20 protein-coding genes are annotated in these 19,651 nt (G+C 68.3%); 13 read left to right on the forward strand and 7 right to left on the reverse strand.

The window, feature by feature from the left end:
* Positions 1-18 precede the first annotated feature (18 nt).
* The 4 genes from gatA to ACF8LI_RS18055 all read left to right on the forward strand — a co-directional run bounded on the left by gatA (position 19) and on the right by ACF8LI_RS18055 (position 5,657).
* Positions 19-1,515 carry an Asp-tRNA(Asn)/Glu-tRNA(Gln) amidotransferase subunit GatA gene (gatA, locus tag ACF8LI_RS18040; RefSeq protein WP_016448551.1) on the forward strand — a complete coding sequence of 499 codons (1,497 nt, stop codon included), beginning with the start codon at positions 19-21 and terminating at the stop codon, positions 1,513-1,515.
* A 6-nt stretch (positions 1,516-1,521) separates the two neighbouring features.
* Positions 1,522-2,967 carry an Asp-tRNA(Asn)/Glu-tRNA(Gln) amidotransferase subunit GatB gene (gatB, locus tag ACF8LI_RS18045; protein ID WP_392413643.1) on the forward strand — a complete coding sequence of 482 codons (1,446 nt, stop codon included), beginning with the start codon at positions 1,522-1,524 and terminating at the stop codon, positions 2,965-2,967.
* Between the two features lie 166 nt (positions 2,968-3,133).
* A complete protein-coding gene (locus ACF8LI_RS18050) occupies positions 3,134-4,357 on the forward strand; it encodes a serine hydrolase (protein ID WP_126311660.1) in 1,224 nt (407 codons plus the stop codon).
* A gap of 133 nt (positions 4,358-4,490) precedes the next feature.
* Entirely contained in the window at positions 4,491-5,657 is a 1,167-nt protein-coding gene (locus ACF8LI_RS18055; RefSeq protein ID WP_392413645.1) for an HPP family protein, read from the forward strand.
* A gap of 64 nt (positions 5,658-5,721) precedes the next feature.
* On the opposite strand, the gene serA is transcribed toward ACF8LI_RS18055, so the two are convergent.
* A complete protein-coding gene (gene serA / locus ACF8LI_RS18060; protein WP_016453593.1) occupies positions 5,722-6,951 on the reverse strand; it encodes a phosphoglycerate dehydrogenase in 1,230 nt (409 codons plus the stop codon).
* Positions 6,952-7,309: 358 nt separating this feature from the next.
* Here serA and ACF8LI_RS18065 point away from each other — a divergent pair, with 358 nt between their 5' ends.
* The 4 genes from ACF8LI_RS18065 to ACF8LI_RS18080 all read left to right on the forward strand — a co-directional run bounded on the left by ACF8LI_RS18065 (position 7,310) and on the right by ACF8LI_RS18080 (position 9,689).
* The gene (locus tag ACF8LI_RS18065) at positions 7,310-8,287 is read left to right on the forward strand and encodes a hypothetical protein (RefSeq protein ID WP_047218829.1); all 978 of its coding nucleotides are present in this window, start codon (positions 7,310-7,312) and stop codon (positions 8,285-8,287) included.
* Positions 8,288-8,336: 49 nt separating this feature from the next.
* Positions 8,337-8,900 carry a nitroreductase family protein gene (locus tag ACF8LI_RS18070; protein ID WP_017404909.1) on the forward strand — a complete coding sequence of 188 codons (564 nt, stop codon included), beginning with the start codon at positions 8,337-8,339 and terminating at the stop codon, positions 8,898-8,900.
* 122 nt (positions 8,901-9,022) lie between these two features.
* Positions 9,023-9,259, forward strand: coding sequence for a hypothetical protein (locus tag ACF8LI_RS18075; RefSeq protein WP_016448557.1), 237 nt, complete (start codon positions 9,023-9,025; stop codon positions 9,257-9,259).
* Positions 9,260-9,335: 76 nt separating this feature from the next.
* Positions 9,336-9,689: a hypothetical protein gene (locus ACF8LI_RS18080; RefSeq protein ID WP_017404908.1), complete on the forward strand. Its 354-nt coding sequence runs from the start codon at positions 9,336-9,338 to the stop codon at positions 9,687-9,689.
* A gap of 30 nt (positions 9,690-9,719) precedes the next feature.
* On the opposite strand, the gene ACF8LI_RS18085 is transcribed toward ACF8LI_RS18080, so the two are convergent.
* From ACF8LI_RS18085 to pyrE, 3 genes are all read right to left on the reverse strand, one after another.
* On the reverse strand, positions 9,720-12,338 hold the full coding sequence (locus tag ACF8LI_RS18085; protein WP_392413648.1) for a membrane-bound PQQ-dependent dehydrogenase, glucose/quinate/shikimate family: 2,619 nt from the start codon (positions 12,336-12,338) through the stop codon (positions 9,720-9,722).
* 170 nt (positions 12,339-12,508) lie between these two features.
* Positions 12,509-13,123: a hypothetical protein gene (locus ACF8LI_RS18090; RefSeq protein ID WP_016453597.1), complete on the reverse strand. Its 615-nt coding sequence runs from the start codon at positions 13,121-13,123 to the stop codon at positions 12,509-12,511.
* A 46-nt stretch (positions 13,124-13,169) separates the two neighbouring features.
* Positions 13,170-13,871: an orotate phosphoribosyltransferase gene (gene pyrE / locus ACF8LI_RS18095; RefSeq protein WP_016453598.1), complete on the reverse strand. Its 702-nt coding sequence runs from the start codon at positions 13,869-13,871 to the stop codon at positions 13,170-13,172.
* Positions 13,872-13,881: 10 nt separating this feature from the next.
* On the opposite strand from pyrE, the gene ACF8LI_RS18100 reads away from it, so the two are divergent.
* From ACF8LI_RS18100 to ACF8LI_RS18110, 3 genes are all read left to right on the forward strand, one after another.
* On the forward strand, positions 13,882-14,685 hold the full coding sequence (locus ACF8LI_RS18100; RefSeq protein ID WP_392413650.1) for an exodeoxyribonuclease III: 804 nt from the start codon (positions 13,882-13,884) through the stop codon (positions 14,683-14,685).
* Between the two features lie 92 nt (positions 14,686-14,777).
* Positions 14,778-15,026, forward strand: coding sequence for a type II toxin-antitoxin system CcdA family antitoxin (locus ACF8LI_RS18105; protein WP_043791083.1), 249 nt, complete (start codon positions 14,778-14,780; stop codon positions 15,024-15,026).
* A complete protein-coding gene (locus ACF8LI_RS18110; protein WP_043791081.1) occupies positions 15,026-15,355 on the forward strand; it encodes a CcdB family protein in 330 nt (109 codons plus the stop codon). Before ACF8LI_RS18105 ends, ACF8LI_RS18110 begins: the two co-directional genes overlap by 1 nt.
* 70 nt (positions 15,356-15,425) lie before the next feature.
* On the opposite strand, the gene ACF8LI_RS18115 is transcribed toward ACF8LI_RS18110, so the two are convergent.
* From ACF8LI_RS18115 to ACF8LI_RS18125, 3 genes are read right to left on the reverse strand one after another with little or no spacing between them, the layout of a single operon-like run.
* Positions 15,426-16,850 carry an NAD(P)(+) transhydrogenase (Re/Si-specific) subunit beta gene (locus ACF8LI_RS18115; RefSeq protein ID WP_392413653.1) on the reverse strand — a complete coding sequence of 475 codons (1,425 nt, stop codon included), beginning with the start codon at positions 16,848-16,850 and terminating at the stop codon, positions 15,426-15,428.
* Positions 16,847-17,191: an NAD(P) transhydrogenase subunit alpha gene (locus ACF8LI_RS18120; protein ID WP_012202276.1), complete on the reverse strand. Its 345-nt coding sequence runs from the start codon at positions 17,189-17,191 to the stop codon at positions 16,847-16,849. The genes ACF8LI_RS18115 and ACF8LI_RS18120 overlap by 4 nt, the downstream gene beginning before the upstream one ends.
* Before the next feature lies 1 nt (position 17,192).
* Complete coding sequence (locus ACF8LI_RS18125; RefSeq protein WP_016453602.1) at positions 17,193-18,317, reverse strand: Re/Si-specific NAD(P)(+) transhydrogenase subunit alpha; 1,125 nt, start codon at positions 18,315-18,317, stop codon at positions 17,193-17,195.
* A gap of 325 nt (positions 18,318-18,642) precedes the next feature.
* On the opposite strand from ACF8LI_RS18125, the gene ACF8LI_RS18130 reads away from it, so the two are divergent.
* Together ACF8LI_RS18130 and ACF8LI_RS18135 are read left to right on the forward strand one after the other, a co-directional pair.
* Positions 18,643-18,918 carry a zinc ribbon domain-containing protein gene (locus ACF8LI_RS18130; RefSeq protein WP_392413655.1) on the forward strand — a complete coding sequence of 92 codons (276 nt, stop codon included), beginning with the start codon at positions 18,643-18,645 and terminating at the stop codon, positions 18,916-18,918.
* Between the two features lie 86 nt (positions 18,919-19,004).
* Complete coding sequence (locus ACF8LI_RS18135; RefSeq protein WP_012202273.1) at positions 19,005-19,643, forward strand: MBL fold metallo-hydrolase; 639 nt, start codon at positions 19,005-19,007, stop codon at positions 19,641-19,643.
* The last annotated feature ends 8 nt before the right edge of the window (positions 19,644-19,651 follow it).

The raw sequence follows: 19,651 nt of genomic DNA on the forward strand, positions 1-19,651 counted from the left end.
GTTTTCCGCATCCCATACATGACCCAGCAAACCACTGATCTGCACACGCTCGGCGTGTCGGCCCTGTCGGCCCTGCTGCGCGAGCGCAAGCTCGGCGCCGTCGAAGCCGCCCAGCATTTCCTGGCCCGCGCCCAGGCGCACCAGAACCTGGGCGCCTTCGTCAGCATCGACGAAGAGGCCACCCTGGCCCAGGCCCGCGCTGCCGACGCCCTGATTGCCCAAGGCAAGGGCGGCCGCCTGGCTGGCGTGCCCATTGCGCACAAGGACATCTTCGTCACGCGCGACTTCCCGACCACGGCCTCCAGCAAGATGCTGGCCGGCTACCGCTCGCCCTTCGACGCCACCGTGGTCACCCGCCTGGCCGAGGCCGGCGCCGTGACGCTGGGCAAGCTCAACTGCGACGAATTCGCCATGGGCTCGGCCAACGAGAACTCGGCCGTCGCGCCCGTGGGCTTCGACGCACCCGCGCCCGTGCGCAATCCCTGGAACCTGGACCGCGTGCCCGGCGGCTCCTCGGGCGGCTCGGCCGTGGCCGTGGCCGCCGGCCTGGCGCCCGCCGTCACCGGCACCGACACGGGCGGCTCCATCCGCCAGCCCGCATCGTTTTGCGGCATCACCGGCATCAAGCCCACCTATGGCCGCGCCAGCCGCTACGGCATGATCGCCTTCGCCTCCAGCCTGGACCAGGCCGGTCCCATGGGCAAGAGCGCCGAGGACTGCGCCCTGCTGCTGTCCGAGATGTGCGGCCCCGACCTGGACCGCGACTCCACCAGCCTGGACGTGCCCGCCGAGGACTTCACGGCCCGCCTGAACGACGGCATCGAAGGCCTGCGCATCGGCATCCCCGCCGAGTTCTTCGGCGAAGGCCTGTCGGCCGACGTGCGCGCCGCCGTGGATGGCGCGCTCAAGGAATACGAGAAGCTGGGCGCCCGCCTGGTGCCGATCTCGCTGCCGCGCACCGAGCTGTCGATTCCCGTGTACTACATCCTGGCCCCGGCCGAGGCATCGTCCAACCTGTCGCGCTTCGACGGCGTGAAGTTCGGCCACCGCGCCAAGGACTACACGGACCTGGTGGACATGTACAAGAAGACCCGCGCCGAAGGCTTCGGCGACGAGGTCAAGCGCCGCATCATGATCGGCGCCTACGTGCTGTCCGAGGGCTACTACGACGCCTACTACCTGCAGGCGCAGAAGATCCGCCGCATGATCGCCGACGACTTCCAGGCCGCCTTCCAGCAGTGCGACGTGATCGCCGGCCCCGCCGCGCCCACCGTGGCCTGGCAGCTGGGCGGAAAGAGCGACCCGCTGGCCAACTACCTGGCCGACATCTTCACGCTGCCCGCGTCGCTGGCCGGCCTGCCCGGCATGAGCGTGCCCGCAGGCTTTGGCGAGGCCGGCATGCCCGTGGGCCTGCAGCTGATCGGCAACTACTTCAAGGAAGGCCAGCTGCTCAACGCCGCCCACCGCTTCCAGCAGGCCACCGATTTCCACCTTCAAGCTCCGAAGGGCATCTGAGACCCCATGACCGCGAAACTCATCCAGGGCTATGAAGTCGTCATCGGCTTCGAGACCCACGCCCAGCTGGCCACCCAGTCCAAGATCTTCAGCCGCGCCAGCACCGCCTTCGGCGCCGAGCCCAACACCCAGGCCTGCGCCGTGGACATGGCGCTGCCCGGCACGCTGCCGGTGATGAACAAAAAGGCCGTCGAGTGCGCCATCCGGCTCGGCCTGGCGCTGGGCTCGCACATTGCGCCGCGCAGCATCTTCGCGCGCAAGAACTACTTCTATCCCGACCTGCCCAAGGGCTACCAGATCTCGCAGTTCGAGATTCCCGTGGTCCAGGGCGGCGAGGTGTCCTTCTTCCTCGGCGACGAGAAGAAGACCATCCGCCTGGTGCGCGCCCACCTGGAGGAAGATGCCGGCAAGTCGCTGCACGAGGACTTCATCGGCCAGTCGGGCATCGATCTGAACCGCGCCGGCACGCCGCTGCTGGAGATCGTGACCGAGCCCGACATCCGCAGCACGGAAGAAGCCGTGGCCTACGCCAAGACGCTGCACCAGATCGTGACCTGGATCGGCATCTGCGACGGCAACATGCAGGAAGGCAGCTTCCGCTGCGACGCCAACGTCTCCGTGCGCAAGCCCGGCCAGCCGCTGGGCACGCGCCGCGAGATCAAGAACCTCAACAGCTTCAAGAACATGCAGCTGGCCATCGACTACGAGATCCGCTGGCAGATCGAGGAAATCGAGGACGGCCGCCGCATCCAGCAGGCCACCGTGCTGTTCGACCCCGACACGGGGGAGACGCGCTCCATGCGCACCAAGGAAGACGCGGCCGACTACCGCTACTTCCCCGACCCCGACCTGCCGCCGCTGGTGGTCGCGCCCGAGTGGGTGGAACAGGTCAGGGCCGACATGCCCGAGCTGCCGCGCGCCATGGCCGCGCGCTTTGTCGAGCAATACGGCCTGCCCGAGTACGACGCCACCACGCTGACGCAAAGCCAGGCCATGGCCGCCTACTTCGAGGACACGGCCCGAGCCTGCAATGCGCCCAAGCTGGCCAGCAACTGGATCATGGGCGAGATATCGCGCCGCCTGAACACCGAGGAAATCGGCATGGAGGCCGCCAAGGTCTCCAGCGCCCAGCTGGCCGCGCTGATCCAGCGCATCGGCGACGGCACCATCTCCAACAACGCCGCCAAGCAGGTGTTCGAGGCGCTGTGGACAGGTGAGGGCCAGGACGTGGACGCCATCATCGAGGCCAAGGGCCTCAAGCAGATGAACGACACGGGCGCGCTGGAGAAGATCATCGACGAGGTGATCGCCGCCAATCCGGCCAACGTGGAGCAGTACCGCGCAGGCAAGGACAAGGCCTTCAACGCCCTGGTCGGCCAGGTCATGAAGGCTTCCAAGGGCAAGGCCAACCCGGCGCAGGTCAACGAGCTGCTCAAGGCCAAGCTGGTCTGACCACACGCCCGGTCCACCCGGTCCACCCGGTCCACCCGGCCCACCAGGCCCGCCCACCGTGGCGGGCTTTTTTTCGTGTGCACGCTCCGCGCCGGCTGTCCCGCACCGAACAGCGCCTGCGCCCGCATGTCTCCAGAATCCCTGCCATCGCACCTGAGGAGACAGCATGACCGCCAGCACCGACCGCCTGCACATCCCCGGCCTGCCCTGGGCCGACTCCCCTGAAGCCGTGGGTCTGGGCGGCGCGCGCCTGGCGCGCCTGTCGGCCCGGCTGCAGCGCGGCGTGGACACCGGCGAGATCCCGGGCGCCGTGGCCCTGGTGGCGCGGCGCGGCAAGCTGGCCTATCTGGAGAGCTTCGGCCTGCTGGACCCCGAGGCCGGCACGGCCATGCGGCCCGATGCCATCTTCCGCATCGCCTCCATGAGCAAGCCCATCACCTCGCTGGCCATCATGATGCTGGCCGAGCAGGGTCGGCTGTCCATCATTGAGCCTGTGGAGCAGTACCTGCCCGAGCTGGCCGCGCTGCGCGTGGGCCTGGAGCGCGCGCCGCTGGCACGCTCCATCACGCTGCAGGACCTGCTGCGCCACACCTCCGGCATTCCCTATGGATTCGCCGGCACCGAGCACCCCGTCAAGAAGATGTACCTGGATGCGGGCCTGTTCAGCGGCAAGTTCACCAATGCGCAGTTCATCACCAGGCTCGCGCAGCTGCCGCTGGTGGCCCAGCCCGGCGAGACCTGGGAATACGGCATGTCCACCGACGTGCTGGGCCGCGTGGTCGAGGTGGTCAGCGGCCAGACGCTGGCCGCCTTCGTGCGCGAGCACATCACCGGGCCGCTGGGCATGGCCGACACGGGCTTTCATGCGCCCGACAGCGAGATCGCACGCGCCGCGCGGCCCCAGCCCGAAGGGCCGCAGAAACAGATGCCGCCCATCCCCCCGGTCACGCGCGCCATGGTGTTCGAGTCGGGCGGCGGTGGCATGGTCTCGACCATGGCCGACTACGCGCGGCTGTGCCTGTTCTGGCGCAACGGCGGCACGCTGGACGGCGTGCGCCTGGTCTCGCGCAAGACCGTGGAGCTGATGACCTCCAACCACCTGCCCGCCAGCGTGCGCATGGGACCGGACATGGCGTATTTCGGCGCCCAGCTGCCCTCGCCCGACGTGGGCCAGGGCTTCGGCCTGGGCTTTGCGGTGCGCACGGCGCCGGGCCTCAACCCGCTGCCGGGCAGCGTGGGCGACTTTTCATGGAGCGGCATCTACGGCACCTTCTTCTGGATCGATCCGCAGGAGGACCTGTTCGCCATCCTCATGATGCAGTCCATGGCTCAGCGCATTCCCTACCGCTGGGTGATGCGCGAGGGCGTGTACCAGTCCGTGGTGGACTGAGCCGGCAGGCGCGCTGCACCGAAAGGGTGCAAAGCCCATGCTGCCAGCAAGAGCGGCGTCCCTTCCTAAAATGACGCGCTTTTGCAGCCCTGCCCCAGGGCCGCGCAGGCAAAGACAACAAGACAACAAGGCCATGGGCTGGAACAGAAAAGCATGGGGGCCGGTGGTGCCGCGCCCCGCGCCTGCGGACATGTGGCGCGTGGCCATGGGCTCCATCGTGGGCATGGGGCTGGCCACGGCCCTGGTCTGGCTGGCGCATGCGGGCACCTGGGATCTTCCCCTGCGCCTGTTCGCGCCGCTGGGCGCCACGGCCGTGCTGCTGTTCGCCGTGCCCACCAGCCCGCTGGCCCAGCCCTGGTCCTGCGTGGTGGGCAATACGGTGTCTGCGCTCTGGGCCCTGTTCGTACTGCAGTGGAGCCCTCCCCAGCTGGCCCCTGCGCTGGCCGTGGGTGGCGCCATAGGCTGCATGCTGCTGACGCGCTCGCTGCACCCGCCGGGTGGCGCCATGGCCCTGCTGACGGTGCTCAACGCCAAGGCCTCGCTGGCCGCCGGCTGGATGCTGCCCTTCGTGCCCGTGGGCGCGCTGACGCTGGCGCTGGTCCTGGCGGCCACGGCGCTCCACCGCGCCACGGGCCGGCGCTATCCCCACCATGCCGACACGGCGCCCAAGGCCGCGCCCGCCGATGCGGCCCACCGCCATGCCTCGCGCCTGGGCCTGTCCCATGCCGATCTGGAGGGGCTGCTGCTGCGCTTCGGCCAGGAAAACAACCTGGAAGCCGATGACCTGGCCGAGCTGCTGGCCGCCGCCGAGGAAACCGCCATCGAGCACCGGCTGGGCGGCGTGCGCTGCGCCCAGCTGATGACGCGCGATCCCGTGAGCTGCTCCATGGACGACGACGTGCACGCCGTGGACGCACGCTTTCGCGCGCACCCGGCCAAGAGCCTGCCGGTGCTGGACGCCGATGGCGGCCTGGCCGGCACGGTCTCCCGTGCCGAGCTGTACGAGTGGCTGTGGATGAGTCCCGTGCGCCCGGCCGAATCTGCGGCAAAGCCTTCTTTGTTGAACTGGCTGGGCCAGCGCCTGCCTGGCAAGAGCCGGGCCGTGCCCCGCCTGTCGGAGCTGCCCCAGCTGGTTCATGCGCCTGAACTCAGCGTGGACGAAGACACGCCCGTGGGCCAGTTGCTCAACGCCCTGGCCCGGCACAGCGTGCCCTGCATTCCCGTGATGCGCGAAGGCCGGCTGACCGGCCTGATCACGCGCACGGACCTGATGCGGCTTCTGCTGCAGCCGGGCAGATAGGGCGAGCCGGCAATGCGCCAGTTTCAGGAAGTGCGCCCAAGCGCAGCATCCTGAAACCTGACCATCAGAACAGCACGCGGCAGCGGATGGTGCCGGGAACCTGGGTCAGTTTCTCGACCGCCAGGCCCGAGGACTGGGCTGCCAGGTCGATCACCACATAGCCCACCTTCTCGTCGGTGCGCAGGTACTGGCCGGCAATGTTGATGCCGTTCTCGGCAAACACCTGGTTGATGGCCGACAGCACGCCGGGCTGGTTGTGGTGCACGTGCAGGATGCGGTTCTGGCCGGGGTGGGCGGGCAGGGCCACTTCGGGGAAGTTCACCGCCGAGGTGGTGGTGCCGTTGTCGCTGTACTTGACCAGCTTCTCGGCCACTTCCAGGCCGATGTTGGCCTGGGCCTCCATGGTGGAGCCGCCCACGTGCGGGGTCAGGATGACGTTGTCCAGGCCGCGCAGGGGCGAGACGAATTCATCCTTGTTGCTGCGCGGCTCGGTGGGGAACACGTCGATGGCGGCGCCCAGCAGCTTGCCGGCCTTCAGGGCCTCGGCCAGCGGCTCGATTTCCACCACGGTGCCACGCGAGGCATTGATCAGGATGGCGCCGGGCTTCATGGCCGCGATTTCCTTGGCGCCGATCATCCACTGGGTGGAGGGCAGCTCGGGCACGTGCAGGGTGACGATGTCGCTGCTGGCCAGCAGATCGGCCAGCGATGCGGCCTGGCGCGCATTGCCCAGCGGCAGCTTGGTGGACACGTCATGGAAGAGCACCTGCATGCCCACCGACTCGGCCATCACCGACAGCTGGGTGCCGATGGAGCCGTAGCCCACGATGCCCAGCGTCTTGCCGCGGATTTCGTAGGAGTTCTCGGCGCTCTTGAGCCAGCCGCCGCGGTGGGCGGAGGCGTTCTTGGCGGGCACGCCGCGCAGCAGCAGGATGGCTTCGGCCAGCACCAGCTCGGCCACCGAGCGCGTGTTGGAGTAAGGCGCGTTGAAGACCACCACGCCACGCTCGCGCGCCGCGTCCAGGTCCACCTGGTTGGTGCCGATGCAAAAGCAGCCCACGGCCACGAGCTTTTGCGCGGCGGCGAACACGTCGGCCGTCAGCTGCGTGCGCGAACGGATGCCGACGAAGTGCACGTCGGCGATCTTGCGCTTGAGCTCCTCGCCTTCCAGCGCGCCCGTCACGGTCTCCACATTGGTGTAGCCCGCGTTGCGCAGCACTTCGAGTGCGGAAGGATGGATGCCTTCGAGCAGCAGGAACTTGATCTTCGATTTATCCAGCGACGTTTTGGTCATGGGCGAGCCCTCTCTAGTCAGTCAGAAATCAAAGCGAGCATTACAGCGGATTCGGGAAGCCGCTACAGCCGGTAGGCCCAAAGCCAGCGCGCCCGCAAGCGGGAGAACCATGCGCCCTGCGGCCATGAACATCCCACCATCCGGCAGACACCCATTGCAGGACGGTGCATGCCACGGGAGCACATGCACACTTCGACTTTGGCGCGAAATGTAAAACATTGAGAACCGGTGCGCCCGTGCGCGGCAGCCTTCCTAGAATTCGCGCGTCTGCGTCCGGCGCTTTCAAATCAATAGCAACAGAACAGGCCTGCAGGCGGGCCGGACGCGCCCTTGATTTACGAACCAACCGAGGAATCCGATGATTACAAACATGCTGCGCAGGATCGAGGACCTGCTGGTGCAGGTGGTGCGCGTGGTGCTGCTGGTGTTCTCCCTGCTCGTGCTGGTGGGCATGGCACTGTGGACCTGGGAGAGCTTCAGGCCCGGCAAGGCCGAGGCGCCCCAGGCCGTGGCCCAGGAATTGAACTGGAAGGACGCCAGGCCCGACCTGCAGTTCGTCGTGGACGAAACCAGCCGCGATCTGGGCGCGGGCGGCGGCGAACCCGCCATGGAAAAGCGCCTGGCCGATCCGGCGCTGCGCCCCGCCTTCCAGAAGGCCGACGCCCTGGTGCGCGCCTTCGTGAACAAGGATCCTGCGCGGCGCGAGCGCACAGAGCGGGACCACCAGGCCCGGGGCCTGGCACCGCTGCACCCGCTGCTGCAAGGCGACGCCCTGCCGTCCGAGGCCGATGTGCAGCGCCACATCCAGGAGCGCGGCCAGCGCGAAGGCGATGCCGGTGCCGTGGATGCGGCGGCCGACGCAGCGGCGGCCGATGCAGCGGCTGCCGCAGCCGCCTCCGCCGACGAGGAAGACAGCTGGATGGTCGATCCCGTGGATACCGCCGCCGCCATCCACGAGCGTGCCCAGGCCGCCGAGCTGGAACACGGCAAGGGCGCCTATGCGGCCTATGTGCAGGGCCTGCCCGCCGCGCTGGAGCAGGTCTTCGGCAATGCCGCGCTGGAGCCGCGGCTGCAGGCGCAGACGGCCCAGCAGATCCTGTCCACGGTGCTGCTGAACTACACGCTGTCCCTGGACAATGCGGCGCGCGCGCTGCGCGGCGAGGACAGCCACGGCAGCAGCTCCTGGAAGGAACGCTTCGGCGCCGTGGAGACGGCCTTCTGGAGCATGCTGATGTCATTCCTCGTGCTGGTGGTGATGGTGCTGGTCTTCATCCGCATGGAGCGCCACCTGCGCGTGATCAGCCAGCAGCATGGCCAGGCACCGCGCCAGCCCTGAGGCCTTGCGCTATCGTTGCCGCTTTCCTTTCTGCTTGCCGCCTATCCGCATGACACGCAACACCACCACCCCCATCCATCCGCAGTTCCTGGGCCGCATGTCGCCGCGCGCCTTCAGGCCCGAGGCACTGAGCCAGGCCCAGGTCGAGCAGCTGGCCGACGCCGCGCGCTGGGCGCCTTCGGCCAGCAACAAGCAGCCCTGGCACTTTGCCTATGCGCTGCGCGGCGATGCGAACTGGCAGGCCTTCAGCACCATCCCCAACGAGTTCAACCGCCGCTGGTGCCTGGAGGCGGGCGCGCTGATCGTGCTGATGTCCGACCGCCAGGCCTCGCCCGGCAAGCACAGCTTCGACGCGGGCTGCGCCTGGGGCTACCTGGCGCTGGAGGCCCACGCCATGGGCCTGGCCACGCACGCCATGGGCGGCTTCTCGGCCGAGGCCGCACGCGAGGTGCTGCGCCTGCCCGAGCACCTGGAGCCCGAGGTGGTGATCGCCGTGGGCTGGCGCGGCGATGCGGCCACCCTGCCCGACGATCTGCGCGAGCGCGAGGTGCCCACGCCGCGCAAGCCGCTGGCCGAAGTGCTGAGCGCCGGCCCCGTGGCCACGGGCGGCTGACGGCGGGTTCCAAGTCCTACGCCGCTTTGCGGGGATGCCCCGGATGGCCGCTCCAGGCCCCGGGGCTACACTGGCCCACAGGCCTGCGGCGCAGCAGGCGTCCATGACCCCAAGGAGTTGCCATGACACCATCCTCCAGCCCCAACCTCGACAAGCTGCGCAACATCGTCCAGAAGTTCGGCGCCAGCTCCTTCACCACGGACCAGGTGGCCAGCGAATACGACGACGCCCCGGCCACGGCGGAAAGCATCGAGCAGTTCGACGCCCTGCTGCAGCGCCATGCAGCCGTGCTGGGCATCCATTCCGTCCCCGGCAGCGGCGGCCAGGGCCACGGCGCCACCGTCTGGCAACCGGCCTGAGCACCGAAACCACGCAGGGCACTGCGCCGCTACACTCGCTGCGGCCGGCACTTTGCCGGCGCGCGGTTTTCTTTTGATGTCCTCACTCTCCCCCCATACCTGGCTGCAGCTGTCCGTGGCAGCCAGTGCCTTGCTGGTGCTCGCCTCCATCGGCTGGGTCTGGCACGGCACGCGCGCCCTGCCCGCGGATTCGCGCGATGGCCGCAGCGCCCGGCGCATGGCGGCCCTGTTCGCCCTGGGCGCCCTGGCCTGGCTGGCCTACGGCCTGTACACGGGCTATGCCGTGCTGTGGAAGGCCGACGCGCTGATGCTGTTCGCCCAGCAAGGCGCGCTGCTGCGTCTGCCGCTGCTGATCGGCGGACTGGCCTGGGTGGCCGCGCTGCTGGTCACGCGCGTGCTGCGCATGCTGGGCCGGGCCGGATCGGCATGAGCCGGCGCAGACCCCCACGGCGCTGAGCGCTCAGGGCGCCGCCACCTCCTTGGGCAGCACATAGGCACGCACGCTGTCGCCAGCCTTGGTGCCGGTCGAACCATGGCCACCCGCCACCACCACCAGGTACTGGCGCTGGTCCGTGCCCAGGTAGGTCATGGGCGTGGCCTGGCCGCCTGCGGGCAGGCGGTCCTGCCAGAGCTGGCGGCCGCTGTCCACGTCGTAGGCGCGTACATAGTTGTCCAGTGCCCCCGAGTAGAAGGCCACGCCGCCAGCGGTCACCACCGGGCCGCCAATGCCGGGCACGCCCATGCGAAAGCCCAGCGGCAGCGGGCTCAGGTCGCGCGGCGTGCCGTTGCGGCGCTGCCAGACGATCTGGCCCGTGCGCAGGTCGGCGCCCGCCACAAAGCCCCAGGGCGGCGCCTGGCAGGGAATGCCCAGCGGCGAGACAAAGGGCTTGAGCCGCACCGCAAACGGTGCGCCGAAATTTTCGTTGAGCGCGGGCAGGCCGTCCTTGGGCGGGCCGCCATCCTGCACCAGCAGCGAGGTATCGTCCGCACGCGGCACCAGGGTGGAGACGAAGGCCAGCCGCGTGGGCGTGGCAAACACCACCTGCCGGCGCGGATCCACGGCCACGCCACCCCAGTTGAAGACGCCGAAGTTGCCCGGATAGATCAGCGAGCCCTGCTCCGAGGGCGGCGTGAAGCGCCCCTCGTAGCGCAGCCGGTGGAAGGCCAGCCGGCACCACAGCTGCTCGAAGGGCGTGGCACCCCACATGTCGCGTTCGGTCAGGGCCGGGGGATTGAAGCTCAGCTGCGAATGCGGCTGCGTGGGCGCCGTGCGGTCGCCGCGTGCCGAGCCCTGCGGCGCAGCCACCTCGGTAACGGGTAGCAGCGGCTGGCCCGTGCGCCGGTCCAGCACGAACAGCTCGCCCTGCTTGGTGGGCTGCACCAGGGCGGGCACGCTGTGGCCGCCGATCTCCAGGTCGATCAGGCTGGGCTGCGAGGGTACGTCGTAGTCCCAGAGATCGTGGTGCACGGTCTGGAACACCCAGCGCACGGCGCCCGTGGCGATGTCCAGCGCTACCACGGAGGACGAATACTGCTCGGCCTCGGCGCTGCGCCGCCCGCCCCATTGGTCGGGCGGCGCATTGCCCATGGGCACGAAGACGAGGCCCAGCGTCTCGTCCACGCTGGAGATGGACCAGCTGTTGGGCGAGCTGGGCACATAGGTCTGCCCCGGGGGCAGCGGCGTGCTGTTGCCTGGCCGGCCCGGGTCCCAGGCCCACAGCAGCGCGCCCGAGCGGATGTCGAAGGCGCGGATCACGCCCGAGGGCTCGCGCGTGGAATGGTTGTCCAGCACCGTGCCGCCCACGATGATGCGGTCGCGCGCCACCACCACCGGCGAGGTCGAGTAGTACGAGCCCGGCTTGCGCTCGGGCATGCCCTGCCAGAGATCGATCTGGCCCTGGCCGCCCGCCACGTTGCCGCAGGTCTGGCCGTCGGCGGGATTGAGGGCGACCACCTTGCCGTCGGCCGTGGCCATGAACAGCTTGGCGGTACAGCGGCCATCATCGGAGGAAGGGGCCGGGGAGACCGAGGAAGCCGGATCAGCCTGTACCGCCTGTACCGCCTGTGCCGCCTGTGCGCCGGCCTTCCTTGCAGCCGGCGCCACCGCCGAATGCGTCTGCCCTGCCGCCGCATCGAACTGCGCGGCCGCCTGCGCCGACTGGTAGGACAGGCCCCGGCAGGTCAGGTGCTGCAGCGCCAGCCCCTTGGGCATGGGCAGGTCGCGCCGCCACAGCTGCTTGCCCGTGGTGGCATCGAGCGCAATCACCGACTGGTGGGGCGTGCACAGGAACAGGCGCTCGCCGATCTTCAGCGGCGTGACCTCGAACGTGGTTTCTTCGGGATCGCCGGGCTTGCCGCGCACATCGCCCGTGCGGAACTCCCAGGCCAATTGCAGCAGCCGCACGTTGTGCGGGCCGATCTGGCGCAGCGGCGAATAGCGCTGGCCCGCTCCGGTGCGGCCATAGGCATGCCATTCACCATCGGGCACGGCATCGGTGGCATCGCCCTGCAGCACCGGCGGGCTGCGCAGGCCGCCGGCATCGGAGGCCACCATGGACATGTTCTGCACGGCCGTGACCTGGCCGTCGGCCGGCAGGTCCGACGCGGCGGCGGCCGCGCCCGCAAACTGGCCCTGGGTTTCATGGGCATCGCGCTGACGGCCGAAGGACAGGCCCGCAAGAATGGCCGTGCCCAGCACCACCAGCGCCAGCGCCGCATGGGCCGGGGCCAGACCCCGGTTCTGGCCCATGTCGGGCTCATGGCGCAGCGCACGCACCGACCAGGGCAGCACCAGCAGGAGGCCCATCAACCAGGGCAGCCCCAGGCGCCCCGCCAGCGGCCACCAGTCCAGCCCTATCTCCCAGACCGCCCACAGCGCGGTGCCCAGCAGCCACAGCGCAAACAGCCACAGCGCCATGGCCGAACGGCGCGCCACGCCCCACCCCACCACCAGCAGCAGCAGGCCGGCGATCACGTAGTAGCCGCTGCCGCCGGCCAGCAGGAGCTGGGCGCCGCCCCAGGACAGCCAGGCCCCGGCTGCCCACAGCAGCAAGGCCATCAACCAACGCCACACCGTCATGCTGCCTCCCTTGATGTCAGCCCGCAGACTCGATGCGCAAAGCCTAGCCCTGCATGCGGGCGCCGCATGCAGGACGAATTCGACTCAGCAAGCGTGCAACGAGAAGGAGGAAGGAAAGGAGGGGCAGGAAGGAGAAAGAACGCGGCGGCGGGCGCGGCGTTGGGCCTGCCTCAGCGGCGTGCGCTCGCAGCCCACAGCTGGCGCAGCTGCTGCAGCTCGGCATCGAAGCGCTCCTGGATGCGGCGCTTTTCCTGGTCCTGCTGCTGGACGAAGCGCTGCTGCTCCTCCTGCGAGGCCGTGTTCTCGTCGAGCTGGCGGCGCAGCGATGCCGGCGCCTTGGCGGGGTCTTTCCTGTAGAACTCCATCTCGGCATTCAGGGCCGTGCGCCGCGTCTGCAGTTCCTGCTGGCGCTGGCGCGCCACGGAGATGACCTGATCGACCTGGGAGATGGCCTCGGCACGCTCGGCATCGTGGGCGGCCTGGTTGGGGTAGCGCGTGATCAACGCCTTGTCGCGCGAGCGCTCCTCGCGCATGCGGCGCTGCTCTGCCTGGTCGCGGCGGCGCTGGGCGTCCAGCTCGGCGCGTTCGTTGTCGGTCAGCGTGGGGCCCACGCGGCGCAGCTCCACGCCGGAGTTGCCCAGCACGCGCTGGTCGCGGTCCACGCATTCGGCAATCGGGCGGTCGGCCGTCAGGCGGCGGCCACGGGCGTCGGTGCATGAATAGATGCCCGGCCCCAGGGGCACATCCTGGGCGAGCACGGCGCAGCCCAGCGTGGCCAAGCCCATGGCACACAGCAAGGATCGTGCATGCATCGCCCGCTTCATCAACCGCTCACCCCTTGTCGTTGACTCCATAACGCTGGCGGTAGGCCAGCACGCGCTCATGGTGGCCGCTGCCTGCGCTGCCACCTTGAATCTCAAGATAAAGCAATAAGTCTGCCAGTTTTGCAATAGTGCAGACCTGCATGCCCAGCTGGTTGCGCACGTACTGCACGGCGCTGTGGGGCACGTCCTGGCCATTTTCCGTGGCCATTTCCTGGCGGTCCAGCGCGATGGCCACGGCATGCGGCGTGGCACCGGCGGCGCGGATGATGGCGATGGACTCGCGCGCGGCCGTGCCGGCGCTCATCACGTCGTCCACGATCAGCACGCGGCCCTTGAGGGGCGCGCCCACCAGGGTGCCGCCCTCGCCGTGGTCCTTGGCTTCCTTGCGGTTGTACGCAAAGGGCTTGTTGATGCCCATGCGGGCCAGCTCCACCGCCACGGTGGCCGCCAGCGGGATGCCCTTGTAGGCCGGGCCGAAGATCATGTCGAACTCGATGCCGCTGGCCGCAATGGCTTTTGCATAGAATTCGGCGAGACGGCCCATCTTGCCGCCGTCATCGAACAGGCCGGCATTGAAGAAGTACGGGCTCATGCGCCCGGCCTTGGTCTTGAACTCGCCGAAACGCAGCACCCCTGCGTCAACGGCGAATTGCACAAATTCCTGCGCCAGACGGCCTGCGTCATCGGCCTGCAGATTACTCACCACCATGGATTCATCCTTGTTCAAATTGACCAGCCTCAACCTCAACGGCATCCGCTCGGCCTCGACCAAGGGCGTCGAAGCCTGGATCGAGGCCACTGCGCCGGATTGTATTTGCGTGCAGGAAATCAAGGCCCAGGCCGCCGACATGACCGGACGCTTCGAGCTGCTGGCCGGCCTGCGCGGCCACTTCCACTACGCCGAGAAAAAGGGCTACTCGGGCGTGGGCGTCTACAGCCGCCACGAGCCCAGCGACGTCGTGGTCGGCTTCGGCTCGCACGAATTCGACGCCGAGGGCCGCTACGTGGAGGCGCGCTTCGACACGCCATCGCGCAAGCTGTCCATCATCAGCGCCTACTTTCCCAGCGGCAGCTCCGGCGAACTGCGCCAGACGGCCAAGTTCCGCTTCCTGGACGAAATGCACGCCCACCTGATGCGCATGAAGGGCGAACGCGAGTTCATCCTCTGCGGCGACATCAACATCGCCCACCAGCAGATCGACCTCAAGAACTGGCGCAGCAACCAGAAAAACAGCGGTTTCACGCCCGAGGAACGCGAGTGGATGACAAAATTGTTGAACAAAACTGAGCCGACTGGCGGCCTGGTGGACGTTTATCGCCTGCTCCAGCCCGACACCACCGACACCTGCTACACATGGTGGAGCAACCGCGGCCAGGCCTACGCCAACAACGTGGGATGGCGCCTGGACTACCACCTGGCCACCCCCGCTACCGCCGCGCTGGCCCGCACCGAGAACATCTACAAGGATGTGAAGTTCTCGGACCATGCGCCGGTGACCATCGGCTACGACATGAAGCTGTGAGACGTTCAAGCAGGGCCTTGGGTCGCGGCGGTTTGACTCGTCGCGCTCTCATACAGACACTGTGCGCATGATCTTTATCTGAGGGTTCCGAGATGAAATCCATTGCTGTCTCCAGCGCCAAGCGGCCAATCCATCTCACGATCAATGCAGATCTGGTGACGCAGGCCAAGGCCTATACCGACAATCTCTCGGCCACCATGGAATCCCTGCTGGCCGAATACGTTGCCAGGCAGGAGGGCGCACAGCGTGAGCGCCAACGGCTTGCCGACGCCTGCGCCAGCGACTGGAACGCGGTCAACATCGCGGTGGGTTCGTTCGCAGACGAGCACTCGACGCTCTAGTGGCGCAATTCGACGTTCATCGCAACAAGGGAGCCTTGCGCGACTCGATTCCCTACGTCGTCGTGGTCCAGTCCTCGCTGTTTGACCGCTACCGCCGTCGCGTCGTGGTTCCACTGGTTCGGCAGAATCTGCTGCCGCGCGGCACTCCAACCGTGGGTGCGAGGATGAATCCCGTGTTTGTCATTGAAGGCGTGCCGGTCGTCCTGCATGCCCTGGACATGGTTTCAGTCGCCCTGGATCAATTGGGTGAAGTGGTGGCCTCACTGGAGCATGAAGGCCAAGCCATCGCCGATGCGCTGGACGAATTGCTGACCCGGTCCGGGGGCTGACCCAAGATCGTTTTCAAGGAGGCCAGGGCTTGGGCCCTGCCCTCCTCGGACTTCAGCCCGGGCGCACGCCTCACTCCAGCGCCTTGCCCATATCCTCCACCACCTTCTTGGCATCGCCGAAGACCATCATGGTCTTGTCCATGTAGAACAGCTCGTTGTCCAGGCCCGCATAGCCGGCCGCCATGGAGCGCTTGTTGACGATCACCGTCTTGGCCTTGTAGGCCTCCAGGATGGGCATGCCGTAGATGGGGCTGCCCTTGACGTGCGCGGCGGGGTTCACCACGTCGTTGGCGCCCAGGATGATGGCCACGTCGGCCTGGCCGAACTCGCTGTTGATGTCCTCCATCTCGAAGACCTGGTCGTAGGGGACCTCGGCCTCGGCCAGCAGCACGTTCATGTGGCCGGGCATGCGGCCGGCCACCGGGTGGATGGCGTACTTCACGGTCACGCCCCGTTCGGTGAGCTTGTCGGCCAGCTCCTTGACCGCGTGCTGGGCACGCGCCACGGCCAGGCCGTAGCCGGGCACGATGACCACGGTCTCGGCATTGCCCAGGACGAAGGCCGCATCGTCGGCGCTGCCGCTTTTCACGTTGCGCTGCTGCTGGGAGCCTGCGGCCGCGCTGGTGGCCTCGCCGCCGAAGCCGCCCAGGATCACGCTGAAGAACGAGCGGTTCATGGCCTTGCACATGATGTAGCTCAGGATGGCGCCCGAGCTGCCCACCAGCGAACCCGCAATGATCAGCATGCTGTTGTTCAGCGAGAAGCCGATGCCCGCCGCCGCCCAGCCCGAGTAGCTGTTGAGCATGGACACGACCACCGGCATGTCCGCGCCGCCGATGGGAATGATCAGCAGCACGCCCAGCAGCAGGCCCAGGGCGATGACCAGCACGATGTCCATCCAGCTTTGGCTGTGCCAGAAGCCGAAGGCGAAGAAGGCTGCTGCCAGCCCCAGCACGGCGTTGAGCGCATGCTGGCCCTTGAACTGCACGGGCGCGCCCTGGAACAGGCGGAACTTGTACTTGCCGCTGAGCTTGCCGAAGGCGATCACCGAGCCCGTGAAGGTCACGGCGCCGATGAAGGCGCCCAGCGCCAGCTCCACGCGGTTGCCGCCCGGGATGGCGCCGCCCTTGGCCGTGATGGCAAAGGCCCAGGGCTCGGCCACGGCGGCCACGGCGATGAACACCGCCGCCAGGCCGATCATGCTGTGCATGAAGGCCACCAGCTCGGGCATCTTGGTCATCTCCACGCGCTGGGCCATGACGGCACCGGCCGTGCCGCCGACCAGCAGGCCCAGCAGCACCCAGCCCAGCCCCAATGCATTGCCGCCGGCCAGCTGCACGATGAGCGCCGCCGTGGTCAGCACGGCGATCACCATGCCGGCCATGCCGAACAGGTTGCCCCGTATGGACGTGGTGGGATGCGACAGCCCCTTGAGCGCCTGGATGAAGCAGACGCTGGCCACCAGGTAGAGCAACGTGACGAGGTTCATGCTCATGACTGGCCCTCCGCCTTGGCATCCTTGCCGTCCTTGGCCGGAGCGCTCTTGCGCTCTTTCTTGCGGAACATCTCCAGCATGCGCCGCGTGACCAGGAAGCCGCCGAACACGTTGACCGCGGCCAGCGCCACGGCCAGCACGCCCATGGTCTTGCCCAGGCCCGTTTCCGTGAGCGCCGCCGCCAGCATGGCGCCGACGATGACGATGGCCGAGATGGCATTGGTCACTGCCATCAGCGGCGTGTGCAGCGCGGGGGTGACGGTCCACACCACGTGGTAGCCCACGTAGATGGCCAGCACGAAGATGATGAGATGGATGATGGTGGGGGATACGGCTTCCATGTCATTTCCTCCGCTGTGCTGCGAGTTGGCCTTCATGGGCCATCAGGCACGCGGCCACGATGTCGTCCTCCATGTCCACATGCAGGGCGCCATCCTTGTTGATGATGAGCTTGAGAAAATCGAGCACATTGCGTGCATACAGGGCCGAGGCATCGGCCGCCACCAGCGCCGCCAGGTTGGTCAGGCCCACGATGGTCACGCCATGCGTGACCACGGTCATGCCGGCCTGGGTCAGCGGGCAGTTGCCGCCGCGCTCGGCCGCCAGGTCCACGATGACGGCGCCTGGCTTCATGGCCTGCACCATCTCGGCCGTGACCAGCACGGGCGCGGGCCGGCCCGGGATCAGCGCCGTGGTGATGACCACGTCGGCCTGGGCCACGCGCTTGGCGACCTCGGCCTTTTGCCGGTCCAGCCAGCTTTGCGGCATGGGGCGGGCGTAGCCCCCCACGCCTTCGGCGGCCTCCTTTTCCTCGGCCGTCTCGTAGGGCACGTCGATGAACTTCGCGCCCAGCGACTCGACCTGCTCGCGCACGCTGGGCCGCACATCGCTGGCCTCGATCACGGCGCCCAGGCGCTTGGCCGTGGCAATGGCCTGCAGGCCGGCCACGCCCACGCCCAGCACCACGACGCGCGCGGCCTTCACCGTGCCGGCCGCCGTCATCAGCATGGGAAAGAAGCGCTGGTACTGGTTGGCCGCGATCATCACGGCCTTGTAGCCGGCGATATTGGCCTGGCTGGACAGCACGTCCATGCTCTGCGCACGCGTGGTGCGCGGAGCCGCCTCCAGCGCATAGGCCGTGATGCCCGCATCGGCCAGGCGCTGCAGGCCTGCGGGCTGGAAGGGGTCCAGCATGCCGACCAGCGTTGCGCCCTTGCGGACCAGGGGCAGCTCATCCTCCGAAGGAATGCGCACCTTGAGCACAAGATCGGCGCCCAGGGCGCCTGCCGCATCGACGATCTCGGCGCCCGCTGCCTCGAACAAGGCATCGGGCACGCTGGCCGCCACTCCCGCTCCCGACTGCACGCGCAGCACATGGCCTTGCGCACGCAGCTTCTTGACGGTCTCGGGGGTCGCGGCCACCCGGGTTTCTCCTGCCATGGTCTCGGCAGGCACGCCAATCAACATACCGGTTCTCCCTCGCGTGATGCCGGTACCCGCCCTGCGCTGCATTGCGCAGGCGGCGGCCCGGCCCATCCTCGAAAAAATCCTTGCGCGCCTGCATGACGGCAGGCTGGCTTGGCGGCACGGCTAGCTTGTATCACGGCCGCGTGGCGGCAGCCACGGGGTCTGCCCGCGAGGATGTCGCCTGTCCGTCACAAGACGTCGGATTGCCGCGAAATGACAGCCACATTAAATGATCGCCATCCACGACCCGGCGCACCGCTGCCGTGTCCCAATGCACCTTTGAGCGACTGCAGCGGCGCAGCCGCGCAGTGCGAAGGAAGGCACCATGGGACTCTTGCAAAGACTGTTCGGACAACACGCGCGCGGCGGCCATCACGGCGACCATCACGGCGGCAATATCGGCGGGCATCACGCCGGCGGCGCATACCCGCCTGCGGCCGTGGCGGCGGTCTGCCCCGGCTGCCATGCATCGATTGCCTCCAGCTCGCGCTTTTGCCCGCAGTGCGGCGGCGCGGTGCTGCCGCAGGCCTGCAGGAGCTGCAACGCCAGCCATCCGGCCGGCGCGCGGTTCTGCGGGCAATGCGGCCAGCCGACCAACTGACGGCGCAAGCGGGGGAGGCCCTGCGCTGCCATCAGGGGAAGGAGCGGGAATAATGGGCGCTTTCGCCAGAAGCACCCACGCCGCCCATGCTCCAGTACCACACCATCCCCGTCACCGCCTTCCAGCAGAACTGCTCGCTGGTCTGGTGCGACCAGACCATGGAAGCCGCCGTCATCGACCCGGGCGGCGACCTGGAGCAGATCGGCTGGGAGATAGAGCGCCTGGGCCTGGCGCTCAAGGCCATCTGGCTCACGCACGCCCACATAGACCACGCGGGCGGCACGCGCGAGCTGGCCGATGCACAGCAGCTGCCCATCATCGGCCCCCATCCCGGAGACCAGTTCTGGATCGATGCCCTGCCCCAGCAGGGCGCCATGTTCGGCTTCCCGCATTCGGACCCCTTCACGCCCACGCGCTGGCTGCACGATGGCGACACGGTGAGCATCGGCCAGGAGACGCTGCAGGTGCGCCACTGCCCCGGCCATACGCCCGGCCACGTGGTGTTCCATGCGCCGCAGATCGACCGCGCCTTCGTGGGCGACGTGCTGTTCGCGGGCAGCATCGGCCGCACCGACTTTCCCCAGGGCAACCACCAGCAGCTGATCGACAGCATCGTCCAGCGCCTGTGGCCCATGGGCGACCAGACCGTGTTCATCCCGGGCCACGGCCCCGAAAGCAGCTTCGGCCGCGAGCGCAAGAGCAATCCCTACGTGGGCGGGACCTGAGCCTGCAG

Source organism: Delftia sp. WSY_12 (assembly GCF_043104645.1).
Lineage (GTDB): Bacteria > Pseudomonadota > Gammaproteobacteria > Burkholderiales > Burkholderiaceae_C > Comamonas > Comamonas tsuruhatensis.

Coding starts and splice junctions, on each gene's coding strand:
- gatA (WP_016448551.1), top strand. CDS start 19: ATGACCCAGCAAACCACTGATCTGCACACGCTCGGCGTGTCGGCCCTG.
- gatB (WP_392413643.1), top strand. CDS start 1,522: ATGACCGCGAAACTCATCCAGGGCTATGAAGTCGTCATCGGCTTCGAG.
- ACF8LI_RS18050 (WP_126311660.1), top strand. CDS start 3,134: ATGACCGCCAGCACCGACCGCCTGCACATCCCCGGCCTGCCCTGGGCC.
- ACF8LI_RS18055 (WP_392413645.1), top strand. CDS start 4,491: ATGGGCTGGAACAGAAAAGCATGGGGGCCGGTGGTGCCGCGCCCCGCG.
- serA (WP_016453593.1), bottom strand. CDS start 6,951: ATGACCAAAACGTCGCTGGATAAATCGAAGATCAAGTTCCTGCTGCTC.
- ACF8LI_RS18065 (WP_047218829.1), top strand. CDS start 7,310: ATGATTACAAACATGCTGCGCAGGATCGAGGACCTGCTGGTGCAGGTG.
- ACF8LI_RS18070 (WP_017404909.1), top strand. CDS start 8,337: ATGACACGCAACACCACCACCCCCATCCATCCGCAGTTCCTGGGCCGC.
- ACF8LI_RS18075 (WP_016448557.1), top strand. CDS start 9,023: ATGACACCATCCTCCAGCCCCAACCTCGACAAGCTGCGCAACATCGTC.
- ACF8LI_RS18080 (WP_017404908.1), top strand. CDS start 9,336: ATGTCCTCACTCTCCCCCCATACCTGGCTGCAGCTGTCCGTGGCAGCC.
- ACF8LI_RS18085 (WP_392413648.1), bottom strand. CDS start 12,338: ATGACGGTGTGGCGTTGGTTGATGGCCTTGCTGCTGTGGGCAGCCGGG.
- ACF8LI_RS18090 (WP_016453597.1), bottom strand. CDS start 13,123: ATGGGCTTGGCCACGCTGGGCTGCGCCGTGCTCGCCCAGGATGTGCCC.
- pyrE (WP_016453598.1), bottom strand. CDS start 13,871: ATGGTGGTGAGTAATCTGCAGGCCGATGACGCAGGCCGTCTGGCGCAG.
- ACF8LI_RS18105 (WP_043791083.1), top strand. CDS start 14,778: ATGAAATCCATTGCTGTCTCCAGCGCCAAGCGGCCAATCCATCTCACG.
- ACF8LI_RS18115 (WP_392413653.1), bottom strand. CDS start 16,850: ATGAGCATGAACCTCGTCACGTTGCTCTACCTGGTGGCCAGCGTCTGC.
- ACF8LI_RS18120 (WP_012202276.1), bottom strand. CDS start 17,191: ATGGAAGCCGTATCCCCCACCATCATCCATCTCATCATCTTCGTGCTG.
- ACF8LI_RS18125 (WP_016453602.1), bottom strand. CDS start 18,317: ATGTTGATTGGCGTGCCTGCCGAGACCATGGCAGGAGAAACCCGGGTG.
- ACF8LI_RS18130 (WP_392413655.1), top strand. CDS start 18,643: ATGGGACTCTTGCAAAGACTGTTCGGACAACACGCGCGCGGCGGCCAT.
- ACF8LI_RS18135 (WP_012202273.1), top strand. CDS start 19,005: ATGCTCCAGTACCACACCATCCCCGTCACCGCCTTCCAGCAGAACTGC.